The organism is Acinetobacter sp. YH01024, assembly GCF_013420195.1.
Taxonomy (GTDB): Bacteria; Pseudomonadota; Gammaproteobacteria; order Pseudomonadales; family Moraxellaceae; genus Acinetobacter; species Acinetobacter amyesii.
This window is the reverse complement of the sequence record NZ_VOYQ01000064.1, coordinates 1-12,780: the sequence shown is the minus strand read 5'-3', so window position 1 is coordinate 12,780 and position 12,780 is coordinate 1. Positions and strand designations below refer to the sequence as shown.

The 12,780-nt window shown below is 33.8% G+C and carries 9 protein-coding genes and 1 pseudogene; 2 read left to right on the top strand and 8 right to left on the bottom strand.

Annotated features, from left to right (window positions below):
* Positions 1 to 121: 121 nt before the first annotated feature.
* Positions 122 to 367: pseudogene (locus FTT88_RS16005) on the bottom strand (class II aldolase/adducin family protein); the annotation flags it as partial.
* 45 nt (positions 368 to 412) lie between these two features.
* On the opposite strand from FTT88_RS16005, the gene FTT88_RS16000 reads away from it, so the two are divergent.
* Together FTT88_RS16000 and FTT88_RS15995 are read left to right on the top strand one after the other, a co-directional pair.
* On the top strand, positions 413 to 1,912 hold the full coding sequence (locus tag FTT88_RS16000) for a PLP-dependent aminotransferase family protein (RefSeq protein ID WP_052232770.1): 1,500 nt from the start codon (positions 413 to 415) through the stop codon (positions 1,910 to 1,912).
* Between the two features lie 143 nt (positions 1,913 to 2,055).
* Positions 2,056 to 2,844: an aminoglycoside adenylyltransferase domain-containing protein gene (locus FTT88_RS15995; protein WP_038350081.1), complete on the top strand. Its 789-nt coding sequence runs from the start codon at positions 2,056 to 2,058 to the stop codon at positions 2,842 to 2,844.
* 126 nt (positions 2,845 to 2,970) lie between these two features.
* Here FTT88_RS15995 and FTT88_RS15990 read toward each other — a convergent pair whose 3' ends face one another.
* From FTT88_RS15990 to FTT88_RS15960, 7 genes are all read right to left on the bottom strand, one after another.
* The gene (locus FTT88_RS15990; RefSeq protein WP_077170035.1) at positions 2,971 to 3,429 is read right to left on the bottom strand and encodes a DUF523 domain-containing protein; all 459 of its coding nucleotides are present in this window, start codon (positions 3,427 to 3,429) and stop codon (positions 2,971 to 2,973) included.
* Positions 3,430 to 3,583: 154 nt separating this feature from the next.
* Complete coding sequence (locus FTT88_RS15985; protein WP_038349993.1) at positions 3,584 to 6,685, bottom strand: efflux RND transporter permease subunit; 3,102 nt, start codon at positions 6,683 to 6,685, stop codon at positions 3,584 to 3,586.
* A complete protein-coding gene (locus tag FTT88_RS15980) occupies positions 6,685 to 7,851 on the bottom strand; it encodes an efflux RND transporter periplasmic adaptor subunit (RefSeq protein WP_052232764.1) in 1,167 nt (388 codons plus the stop codon). The genes FTT88_RS15985 and FTT88_RS15980 overlap by 1 nt, the downstream gene beginning before the upstream one ends.
* A 253-nt stretch (positions 7,852 to 8,104) precedes the next feature.
* Positions 8,105 to 8,365, bottom strand: coding sequence for a hypothetical protein (locus FTT88_RS15975; protein ID WP_038349994.1), 261 nt, complete (start codon positions 8,363 to 8,365; stop codon positions 8,105 to 8,107).
* A gap of 47 nt (positions 8,366 to 8,412) precedes the next feature.
* Positions 8,413 to 9,557 (bottom strand): IS3-like element ISAba14 family transposase gene (locus FTT88_RS15970; protein ID WP_099046175.1). Its coding sequence is split into 2 segments (ribosomal slippage): positions 8,413 to 9,293 and positions 9,293 to 9,557, totalling 1,146 coding nucleotides; the frame shifts between segments, so codons are not numbered across the junction.
* A gap of 146 nt (positions 9,558 to 9,703) precedes the next feature.
* The gene (locus FTT88_RS15965; protein WP_180027271.1) at positions 9,704 to 10,315 is read right to left on the bottom strand and encodes a hypothetical protein; all 612 of its coding nucleotides are present in this window, start codon (positions 10,313 to 10,315) and stop codon (positions 9,704 to 9,706) included.
* Positions 10,308 to 12,515, bottom strand: coding sequence for a hypothetical protein (locus FTT88_RS15960; RefSeq protein ID WP_180027272.1), 2,208 nt, complete (start codon positions 12,513 to 12,515; stop codon positions 10,308 to 10,310). The genes FTT88_RS15965 and FTT88_RS15960 overlap by 8 nt, the downstream gene beginning before the upstream one ends.
* Positions 12,516 to 12,780: the final 265 nt, after the last annotated feature.

Sequence of the window (12,780 nt, the reverse complement as noted above, 5' to 3'; positions counted from 1 at the left end):
GAAATTCATGCACGTGTAGCAGTCCTCAACAGATTTACGGAATTAGGTCGACCACTTACCCAAGTTACGCCTTAAATTTGGCTCAATTAGGGGGCTTTGTATTTCAAATCTTTGTGCAACAAAGCCGATTTGTGGCGGTGATTTCATCAAAACCTAAACCAAATCGTTGAGTCAAAAAGGTATTACCTTTTTCAGTACGACTTGTGATTTGTCCAGCGAGACCAGAATCATGCCCATGATCAAATAAAATACGGCAAGTTAAGGCCAGTTTCTGTTGATCGGTATAGCCTTCATCTTGGAAAAGCTGTTGCATGCTTTGTTGGGCATTTTGCATTAATTGCTGTTTATCAAGTAGAGCGGTTTCCATGAGACCTCCTATTCTGTTGATTTGTCATATCGACAAGGGCAGAATATGAAATCTGTGGATGGTTTGAAATATCCAGTTTTTAAAACTTATATGGTCCAGATGAATATGCAACAGCCGTGGAAAATAAAGCTACATCTTGGTGAGCGTGAAGAAAAAACCATTTTTCTTAAACTAGGAAATCAAATCATTCAGGAAATTTTGTCTGGGCGATTAAAACAGGGTACACGTTTACAGGGTTCTCGTAGCTTAGCAAATGAATTGGGAATTAACCGTAAAACGGTACAATCAGTGTATGAAGATTTAGAAGCACAAGGCTGGTTAATCTCTAAGCCACGACAGGGGACTTTTGTCTCCGAACATTTACCCGATGTCAAAACTCACATAGAACCTAACTCAACAATTTCGACATTTTCTCAGGCTACAACTGATTCATATACTTCGCAAATACAGATTATCAATGATGGACTTCCTGATACTCGATTAATTCCTTATGAGTTGTTTTCTCGCGCTTATCGGCATGCTTTAATTAAAGTGACTCGACAACAAATTATGGGCTATGGAGATCCGCAAGGGAGTCTTGAACTACGTCAAGCCTTATTAAATATGCTGTTGATGGAAAGATTTATTCAAACTTCTTTAGATCATATTTGTGTTGTTCGTGGCAGCCAAATGGGGATATTTCTAGCAGCACGTGTACTTGCAAAACAACAACAGCGTCAGGTCATAGTTGTGGAGCAGTGGTCTTATGCGCCTGCAGTGGAGACATTTCTATCTACCCATTTTCAAATTATTCAAGTTCGATTAGATCAACATGGTCTAAGTACTGACCATTTGATTGAGATTTTAGAAAATCATAAAGTTGCGGCAGTCTATACAACACCACATCACCAATATCCAACCACTGTTTCGATGGCAATGGATCGTCGACTCAAACTTTTAGAACTCTCTAAAACACACAATTTTTATATTATCGAAGATGATTATGATCATGAATTTCATTATGACAGTCGTCCGATCCCTCCACTGGTTAGTTTACCTCATGCTGATCAAGTGATTCATATCGGTTCATTGTCTAAGGTATTTGCTCCAAGCTTGAGAGTGGGCTATGTCGTGGCAGATCTGAATATTATCAATGCCATGAAGCAAGATATTTTACTTATTGATAAACAAGGTAATGCTATTACTGAACTTGCTATTGCTGAATTGATGCAACAAGGTGAAATTAAACGACATACTCGAAAGATGAAGAAGATTTATCATAGCCGACGTGATTTTGCCGTAAGGACTTTCCATCAAATATTCCAAGATAAGGTAGAAATCCAAACACCAGCAGGAGGAATGGCATTATGGGTAAAATTAAAATTGCCTTATCGTTTAGAATTTGCAGAAATTCTAAAACAACTGCAAATTGATTCAGAATATGAATTGGGTTCTATATTTCAAGACTCAAGTGATAGTTTTCATATCCGTTTTGGCTTTGCTGCTCAAAGTGAGGAGGAAATGACTCTTACTATTCAGATGTTGTTTCAAGCTTTTTTTGATTGATAGAGTTTTATGTATTAAACTCTATATTGAAAGTAAATATATTGTAAAAATAGTATGTTATTTACTAATTGATTAAATTATTTACACTTATTCTGTATAATGCTCTATGAATTCATTACTTATTTTTTTAAATTAAAAATCATATGCAAAGCTTAAATGATGAAGAGTGTCGCCAAGTTGAAAGTGTAAAACAGCTTTTACAAAAAAATTTTAAAGATAAGCTTTATGCTATTTATTTATATGGTTCGTATGTTGATGGTGGTTTAAAACATAAAAGTGATCTTGATATTTTAGTTATTATTGAACGTGAAATTACCGATCAGGAAAGAAAACAATTAGCGCAGAATTTTCTAAATATATCTGTTCCGATTGGTCATGCTACAGCGCGTGCCTTAGAAATTACGATATTAGAAAAAGGGAGTATTACCAATAAAAATCATCCATATACATATCAGCTACAATATGGCGAGTGGTTGAGAGAAGAATTACTCAAAGGTGAATTACTTTATAGTCAATCTGATCCAGATATTAGTATTTTACTTAAAACTGCCCAATTACATAACATTACTATCTTTGGACCTGATATTTGCGATTGGTTAAATCCAATTAGCTATGAACAATTAATATTTGCCATGCAAAAAACTTATCCACAAATTATTGCTCATTGGAAAGACGATCAGGATGAATGTAATCAAATTTTAGCGCTATGCCGTATAGCTTATACATTAGATCATAAAACAATAGTTGCCAAGGATGTTGCTGCGACATGGTTTTTAGAATTCTTAAGTCAGATAGATCAAGACATTTTGCAACTCATAATAGATGAATATATTGGGCAAGGTCATGAGCAATGTTGGTTAGTTTTACATGATCAGCTTGCTAAAATTGTTAAAGAATTACAGCATAAAATTGAACCACTACTTTTTAACTGATGTGGAAGTAATGGATATGCTTCTTAGATTATTACCTCACTATATCTCTAAATACCGAAGAGACTTGATATTGCAAAGGGGGGCGTGGTTGGAGTTGCATGAAGATTTTAAATAAAAGCGGAGGAACTAGGGTAAAAGTTGCCAAAAAGTTTCTTCTGAAATGACTTTTATATTATGACGTTTAAGCAAAGCGGAGGTAACTCCATTGCCATAGATCTTATTCCCATTAAATTGACCATCGTAAATCATTGAACTACCACATGAAGGGCTATTTTCTTTAAGCACTACCAGAGTAGCTTTTAATAATTGAACTTTTTTTAAAGTTCTATATGCCCCTTCAATATAGATTGAAGTCACATCCTTTCCTGATTTTTCAATTACACAGGCTTTTCCATCTAAGACATCATCGCCATTACCTCCCGAAATCTCGGCAGGTTCGCGTGGTGTTGATAAACCGCCAAGAATCTCTGGACATACCATAGTAGCTTTTCCATCTTTGACTAATTTTTCGATTTTTTCGTTTAAGCTATGCGTCCCGTTATAACGTACCTTTAAGCCAGCCAGACAAGAACTTACTAAAATCATATTTCCTCTATGAAAAAGATATGTATCGATTTGCTATTTAGCCAGTACCTATTATTTTTTAAAATTAATAGGTTAGTGCTATGGATAAAACAAGAATTTAAATATGATCAATGCAAAGTGAGTTATTTTTTTTCTAACCCACAAAGCTTATAGATTAGTTTGATCCTTTTTGTTTAGAAAATTTATCAACAGTTCCCATAACAATAATGAAAAAAATAGGGACAAACACTAAAGCAAGAAGAGTTGCACTGATCATTCCTCCAAATACGCCAGTACCTATAGCCTTTTGGGTTTCAGAACTCGCACCACTTGCAAAAACTAAAGGAATAACTCCGCATGTAAATGCTAAAGAAGTCATTAAGATTGGACGCAAGCGCAATTTTGCAGCTTCAACGGTTGCTTTAACTAAACTCATCCCATCTTCTCGGAGAGCCTTAGCAAATTCAACAATTAAAATGGCATTTTTCGCTGATAATCCAATGATGGTAATCATACCAACCTTAAAGAAAATATCATTGGGCATACCTCTTATCATTACAGCTATAAATGCACCTATAAGCCCTAGAGGTACAACCAACATAACAGAAAGAGGGATGGACCAACTTTCATATAACCCAGCTAAAACAAGAAATACTACGAGCATAGATAGAAGTAATAAAAATATAGTTTGCGATTCAGCCTGTTTTTCTTCTAAAGAAATACCACTCCATTCATACCCCACACCTTTTGGAAGTTGTTTGATTAAATTTTCCATTTCTGACATTGCTTGACCAGAAGATATACCAGGTGCTGGACTACCCGTAACACTTAAAGATGGACGACCATTGTAACGATTGTATTGTTGTGGGGAGTATTGCCAAACTGGAGTAATAATCTCAGACATAGAAATCAGTTTACCACTTTGACTATTTACTTTGATTTGTAAAATATCATCAATACTCATACGTGATTTGGCATCAAGTTGAACAATAACTTGCTGCATACGATCTTGATTTGGAAAATCGTTGATATACATTGAACCCATTGAAGTAGAAATGATATCGGTAACATCACTGAAGTTAACACCTAATATTTGTAGTTTTTCACGATCAATTTTGAGTTGTACAGAATTTCCATCTGGTAAACCATCAGAGTAAACATCTACAACTTTTTTACTTTGAGTTGATAAACTGAGTAATTGATCTTGGGCTTGTGCTAATGCTTGCATGCCAATATTTCCTACATCCTGCAATTGTAATGAAAATCCAGAAGAGCTTCCTAATTCATCAATTGCTGGAGGCAATACAGACATTACTTGGCCTTCCGAGCTGTCAGCCATTGCAGTATTCGCATTATCCACGACTTGTTGGGCAGTAATTTTACGGTCCTCAAAGGGGAGTAAATTGGTAAAATACATTGCTGTATTTTGCCCTGAACCACTAAATCCAAAGCCTAAGATCGCCATATTATCTTGAATACCAACTTCTTTATTTAGATGTTCCTGAAATTCAGTAACAACTTTTTTGGTACGTTCTTGTGTGGCATCAGAAGGAAGTTGAATTGATGTCATAAACCAACCCTGATCTTCTTCTGGCATAAATGCAGTAGGTACTTGTTTAAAACAAAAAAGAAGTGCAACAACAATGCCTATAAAAAATAGCATAGCCGTTCTTTTATGTTTAATGACTTTAAATAAACCATGTTCATATCGATTATTTAATTTTTCAAAACTTCGATCAAACCAAGCAAAAACACCTTTTTTCACATGATTTTTATCTATTGGTTTCAACATGGTTGCACATAAAGCAGGTGTCAAAGTTAAGGCTAGGAATGCTGAGAATAAAATCGAAACTGACATTGTGATAGTGAATTGGCGATAAATAATCCCTACTGAACCATTTGCTAAAGCCATTGGTAAAAATACTGCAGCCAAAACCAAAGTAATACCAATAATCGGATTCGTAATTTCTTTCATCGCCTTCGAGGTGGCATCTGCAGGGGACAAGCCTTCTGATACCATGATTCTTTCCACATTTTCAATCACTACAATGGCATCATCTACAATGATCCCAATCGCCAGCACCATACCAAACATGGTTAGGACATTGATAGAAAAGCCAGCAAGTAGCATTACAGAGAACGTTCCTAGCAATGCTATGGGAGCAACAATAGCTGGAATTAAGGTATAACGAACATTATGAAGAAATATGAACATTACAATAAAGACTAAAACCATGGCTTCAATCAATGTTGTAATTACTTTTTGAATAGAAACTTTAACAAATGGTGCAGTATCATAAGGGATTGAGAATTTCATTCCATCAGGTAATGAAGTACTCAATTGGTTGATTTTTGCCTTTACCCCTTCAGCAGTTTTAACGGCATTTGCATTGGGACTCATTTGTATTGCTATTGCTGTAGATGGATTACCATTCTCTAAAATGGCAAAACTATAAGACTGCGCACCAACCTCAATATGAGCCACATCTGATAACAGTACAGTTGCCCCATTTTTATTCGAACGTAAACTAATTTTTTTAAATTGTTCAACAGTCTCCAATTGCCCTTGTGCTGTTAATGGAATCGTAATTTGCTGTCCTTTGAGGGCAGGTGTATCACCTATACGACCAGGTGAAATCGGGAGGTTTTGATTTTGAATAGCCGTATTTACGTCTTTAATACTCAGACCATAAGATACTAAACGATTTGGATCGACCCAAATGCGCATAGCTTTTTCAGCTCCAAAATTCTGGATTTTCCCAACCCCATCAACTCGCTTGATTTCTTCAATGACGTGTCGTGTCATGTAGTCACTTAGGTCTATTTCAGAATATTGATGATTAGGGGAGTTCAGACCTATGATCATCAAAAATCCAGATGAAGCTGCATCAACCATAAGCCCTTGTTGTCGAACAGGTTGAGGTAGTCTCGACTCAATTGCTTTGATTTTGTTTTGAACATCAACTTGAGCAAGCTCTACATCTGTACCAGGCTTAAATGTAGCAGTAACAGTAGCGCTACCAGAGGTATCTGAACTTGAACTGTAATACAGTAAATTCTTAACACCTGACATTTCTCTTTCAATAAGTGTTACAACACTGTCATTGAGCGTCTTTGGTGTAGCTCCAGGATACATTGCTGTAATACTAATTTGTGGTGGAGCTACACTTGGAAAGCGTGCAATTGGCAATTTAGGTATACTTAATACACCAAATAAAATAATAAATAAGGCGATGACCCAAGCAAAAATTGGTCGACGAATGAAAAATTGAGACATTATTGCTGCCCCCCATTTTCATTATTCGTTATAGGTGCTTGCCATTGTTTTACTTTTAGTCGCTGATTAGGTTGAATACGGTCTACACCTTCGACAATGATTTTTTCACCCGCATTTATACCTTGCGTGACTACATAACTATTTTGATAACGCTGACCCAGTTGCACAGTTTTACTTTGTGCTTGCTCTTTTTGGTTGATAATAGTTACATTCGCCTTACCACTAATATCATGTTGGATAGCTTGCTCTGGCACTAAAATCGCATTATCAACTTTTGTTCGGCTCATGTTGATACGGACATACATGCCGGGAAGCAATTTTTGACTAGGATTATTCGCTAAAATACGGATAGTCACATCACCAGTATCGGGATCTACTTTAGTGTCTGAAAATAAAATTTCACCCCTTACATCGTATGGCTTACCTTGACTATTTAGTATTTCAACGTTATGGCTAGCATTTGACAAATTCCCTTGTTGTAATGCTTCCTGTATTTTTTCATAATCAGTAATTGACTGTTTTACGTCGATATACACTTTATCAATTTGCTGTACTACTGCCATGGCTTTAGTATCACCTTGGCTGACTAATGCACCTTCAGTCACTAAAATCTCACCAATAATTCCAGATATTGGCGATGTAATTGTTGCATATTTTAGGTTAAGTTGTTGACGTGAAAGTATCGCTTCCATTTGAGTAACATCAGCTTTTGCTTTCTGATATTCTGCTTCAGTATTGTTATATTCTTGCTTACTAATTGCATTAACTGTCACCAGTTCAGCGTATCGTTTTAACAAAATTTGAAGGCGTGTTACTTCAGCCTCAGCACGATGTAAAGTTGCTCTATTACTTTTGACATCAGCCTGAAATATTTCAGAATTTAATTTAAAAAGTGGTTGACCTGCATGTACATAAGTACCCTGTTTAAATAGAACTTTATCTACTATGCCACCAACCTGAGGGCGAATTTCAGCAATACGATATGCAGTGACACGCCCAGGGAGATTTTCAATCAGATTTATTGATTGTGTTTGGGCAGTCATTACACTTACTGATGCTAACGGTGCATCTGCTGAATGATGCTCTGCATTTTCTGATTTTGAGCAGCCTATTAGTAGCACAGTCATAATGCCAGCTGAGCTAACTAAATAACGACTTTTTTTCATAATTTCCATCTTTGAATAGGGTTAAGCTCATACAGTTAAATGATAAATAGCGGTATAACTAAAGTTTAGATTAACTGGTGAAGAGCTTACTAAAGTGACATTTTGCTTAAACTATATAAGTGAAGTAGGCATTGTATTAAACGAATATTTAAATCATTCGATTTAAATATTCTAAGTTAATAAAATAGTGACTTATAAAATAAAAAACGGAAGGTTTTCATTTTCACTGGTTTGATGACATAAAATCTTAAAGCTAAGTATTGATTTCTAAATCATATTGTTGCAGTACACTAGGGGTCAATATACATTTGAATATTGATGAATAAATTCCTAATTGATGTTGCATTTTCCATCCTTCAGAAAAATCTGCCATTAACCAAATAACCTCATCTACAAAAATATGCTCAATTGCAATAAACCAATATTCTTTTTCAAGATCTGTCAGCGTTACAAATTCAGCATATCCTTGTTTAAAAAGATTCCACTCATCAACTGTAAACAGAGGTGGTTCCACTTGTTTGAACAACTAAAAGCGTATTTATAAGTGATATTCCGCTCTAGTTAAGCCACCTTGTTTTGTTGGGGTAGCTGATCATAGTAAAACTCATTTGGTGTCATTTTGTCTAGACTCGAATGAGGTCGTTTCAGATTATAAAACTCAAAATATGCACTCAATTGCTTTTTCGCATCTGTGACACTGCTATAAGCTTTGAGATACACCTCTTCATATTTAACGCTCCGCCATAATCGTTCAACCATCACATTATCTACCCATCGACCTTTACCATCCATACTGATTTGAATGCCATTTGATTTCAATACATCAATAAATGCATCACTGGTGAACTGACTGCCTTGGTCTGTATTCAATATTTCAGGTGATCCATATTTTTCAATCGCTTCATTTAAAGCCGAAATACAAAAATCCACCTCCATACTAATCGATACCCTATGCGCAAGTACCTTGCGGCTATGCCAATCAATCACAGCACATAAATAAACAAAGCCTTTTGCCATAGGGATATACGTTATATCAGTAGACCACACTTGATTACTGCGCTGAATAGCCAATCCTTTGAGCAGATATGGATATTTACGGTGAGCTTGATTAGCCTGGCTTAAATTTGGTTTGCAATATAACGCCTGAATACCCATTTTCTTCATTAAAGTACGTGTATGACGTCGTCCTATATGATGCCCTTGACGATTCAACAAATCACGCATCATACGACTGCCTGCAAAAGGATATTGCATATGTAATTCATCAATACATCGCATCAGCTTCAGATCTGATGAGCTAACAGGTTTTGGGCGATAATAATAACAACCACGAGAGACTTTCAGTAACTTAGCTTGTTTAGATACTGAAATCTGAAGTGAGTGATCGATTAACTTTTGTGGTTGAAGCGGCCCAGTTTCTTCAACACACCTTCTAAAAAATCAATTTCTAATGCCTGCTCACCGATTTTTGCATGTAACTTTTTAAGATCAATGGGAGGTTCTGATGGAGCTTTTGATTGATCGAAAGCTTGTGAGGAAGCTGAGATCAATTGATTTTTCCAGTCAATAATTTGGTTTTGATGAACATCAAACTCAGAACTCAATTCAGCAAGTGTTTTTTCTGCTTTGATCGCAGCAAGTGCTACCTTAGCCTTAAAGTCGTTTGAATGATTTCTTCTTGGTCTACGTGCCATAAAATACTCCATATATTGATGTTTATAACATCATTTGAGGAGCAGAGTATCACTTATAGGAGTTGTTCAAATTTCCGGATCCATCTCTGCTTGTATCTTTATTTGGCTACCTTTGTCGGGTAAATTTTATACTTGAAATGTCAACAGCCCTTAAACACTCACTCTAAAATTGGCTTAAAATTCCGATAATTTTCAAATTGCTGTGTAAGTAAAAAATTAGCAACTATGATGACTCCTGTGATTGGTAGCAGAAGTTCAAAAGACTCAATATTTTCTACAAAATTTTCATCCTTACCCAAAATTACTGATAATTCAATTTGAGATAGCTGCATTTGATTTCTAATAGTTTGTAAATTTTTTATAAAAGCTAAGTATTCTGGATGATTTTTAGAAATTATAACTCTTTGATCATAATGATCCAGTGATTCACAAAGTTGTGACCACGCTGTAAAGCCACCTAATTCACCAACAATTTTCAGTAAAGTATTATGAGAGGCTATCAGTTCTAAGTTATTATTCTTAAGCTCATCAATTTGTAAGAGTAAACTTTGATTTTTTTGTTGAACATTATATTCAGGAGTCTTTTTTCGAATTAATAATCTAAGTTTTTCTTGTCTAAATTTGTAGGAATCAACAAGATTTTTTCGTTCAGTGTCCCTTGTTATAGAAGACGCATGTTTGAATTCATTGCTTAATTCAGCAACTTTTCTATAACTAATGTCAATATTATTCTCTAACATACGCTCTAATAGTTGAATTAAATTATGCATCGAAAATATCCTTTTTATCAATATCAGACAAATCATTTTCTGCAGGAAAAACTAAAGAACCTTCATCTGATTCCAAAATAAGTTCTATATTTAATATTTGTTTTTTAATGTGACCTATTTGATGCAATTTACCTATTCCTTTACTTGGGAAGTCTTCAATAATTTGTAATTCTTGCTTAAATTTATCTCGTAGATTAATTAAGTTTTGTTTATGCTTACTTAGACCAGTAGACATAAAGTGATTACAACCAGAGAAGCATTCAAGATGTTTGGGGCAGGGATCAACAGCAAAACTATTTACACAATGTCCATAAGGTGTTGTATGAAATCCATCTGCTTCTGTTTTCAAGAACAAATAGGCTTCATCATCACCATATTCTTCTTGAATTTCTAGATATTTGCTGATTAGAGGCCCTCTAGTTTTATTTTCATTAATTAAATTTATAAGTACTTCAGTTCTTGAATTATCTATGTCTTTATTTATAGTTGGTATATTGTTAAAATCTAATTTCTCAGCAAGTGAGCGATGATCATATTCATAAGTTTGTGAAATAGATTGGCGATTAAAATGTTTAGTAATTAATGAATCTGCTATACCTTTTCTGAATAATTCAGTATTCATCAAGTGTCTGAAACTATGGCTTTTTAGTGAGGCAGTTTTAAATTCATCTGATCCATATATTTCAAAAATAGTAGGGGTGCTTTCACTAATTTTGCTAATAAAGCAGTTCAGGGCTTGGCGATTGGTAACACCAATACTTAAATAATGATCAATTGCTAGTAGACCATTGTTTCTATTTTCTATGAGGGCTCTTTTAGGATACAGAAATAAAAAATCACTAGAATTAATTACTGAACCATCATTCACTTTAATAGAATATAGGTCAGGAGATTTGGATTCTTTTTCATTAAAAATATAATTTAAGATATCAGACTTTCGAAAAAAAGAGGTTCTATAGATAATTTTTTCGTGACTAAGGTAAGGCTGTTTTTTTTGATTATATATACAGCATTTTAAGCGTAATCTTTGCATATACGTATAAAAAGAGTGTGTGAATTCTTTGGTATCTAATAGTTTTATTTGCAATTCAATTAATTTATTGGATAGTTCCTGACGTTGTATAATATTTAGCTCCTTTGTATCATATTCAATGTTCTCTAAAAAAATACTATTACCACTTAATATTAAATAAGCACTGTAAGCAGGTATATAATCATCATAAAATCCTAAGTTTTTATTTTCAAAATTTTTCAAAGTTGAACGAATACCTAAAGTTAATTTTTCAATTGATTCAACAATACTTAAGATTTCAAGCTCAAATATTTCTGGAATGATCTGTGATTCAATTTGTAAAATATTATGTTGATTTTCTTTTTCTAATTTTTCTGCGAAGTATTTAAGGGAAAAATAATGACTAACTGCCCCATACTGTTTATTTTTTTCATAGATTTTTTTATCTAAAACATTGTGCTTTTTTATACAGTTTAGAGGTAAAGAAGTTATTTCACTAATCCGTAAACCAGTAAGAACTAATAACTTTAGTTGACTAAACCTAATAAAATCAAAAAAAGATTTTGGTTCCTCTGTATATAAAATTCTAACTAGTTCCCAAAAATATTTATTTTCGGGTAGTTTATCAGCACTATCCCTCTTATCTATTTGATTAGAAAGTGGGGTAGAACTAGATATTTTTTTAATATTTAAGTAAGGATATATAGGACAAAATTTAGATAAAAACTTAATATCAAAAATATGTTTTACAATACTTTTTATTGCTGTAATTTTTAAAGAGTCTATTTTCTCAATATGATTTATAACTTTAAAAAAATCTTCTGGATTCATATCATATGGAGGTTTTGTTGCTATACTAGCTATTACTCTCAAATTAAATATTATTGGCATTATACTATTTGGCTTTATTTTATCTATTAAAATTTTTTCTATTGTTACTGCTTTGATAAGTTCAATCCAGTTATTACTAATAATAACATTTTCAATATTATTTAATCTAAACTTATCAACCAGTTCGAAACTAGAAAGATAGTAAAATGGTCTTGTATTATTTCCAATTATCTCATTTAAATTCCAGCGATCCTCAGAGAGTACGACACCATTTTTGTCAACCTCTATGTCCCATTTAATTTTTTTTATTTGAGCTAATTTCTTCATTTCTAAAATATAATTCTTAAAATTATTCATTTTTTTCCTCGATTTCATGTATAAGGGATTCAATATTGAATATTAGGCTCTTAAGTTGCATATAAGCAGGAGAGTGAGTCTCAGATAAGCTAGAGTCCTTAAATTTTTTTATAATACTTCTTAGGTTTTCTAATACATGGCAGAGTAAAACTTGAAGTGCGACATAAACCACCTAATTAATTTAAAGGGTTTATGGAGTATATAAAATTGTCATACCATCATCTTAACTTTGAAGATCGTACTGCATTAATGCTTGAGTCAAGAA

Excerpts from the sequence above, each read along its gene's own strand:
- FTT88_RS16000 (WP_052232770.1), top strand. The coding sequence starts at position 413 with ATGAAATCTGTGGATGGTTTGAAATATCCAGTTTTTAAAACTTATATG.
- FTT88_RS15995 (WP_038350081.1), top strand. The coding sequence starts at position 2,056 with ATGCAAAGCTTAAATGATGAAGAGTGTCGCCAAGTTGAAAGTGTAAAA.
- FTT88_RS15990 (WP_077170035.1), bottom strand. The coding sequence starts at position 3,429 with ATGATTTTAGTAAGTTCTTGTCTGGCTGGCTTAAAGGTACGTTATAAC.
- FTT88_RS15985 (WP_038349993.1), bottom strand. The coding sequence starts at position 6,685 with ATGTCTCAATTTTTCATTCGTCGACCAATTTTTGCTTGGGTCATCGCC.
- FTT88_RS15980 (WP_052232764.1), bottom strand. The coding sequence starts at position 7,851 with ATGAAAAAAAGTCGTTATTTAGTTAGCTCAGCTGGCATTATGACTGTG.
- FTT88_RS15965 (WP_180027271.1), bottom strand. The coding sequence starts at position 10,315 with ATGCATAATTTAATTCAACTATTAGAGCGTATGTTAGAGAATAATATT.
- FTT88_RS15960 (WP_180027272.1), bottom strand. The coding sequence starts at position 12,515 with ATGAATAATTTTAAGAATTATATTTTAGAAATGAAGAAATTAGCTCAA.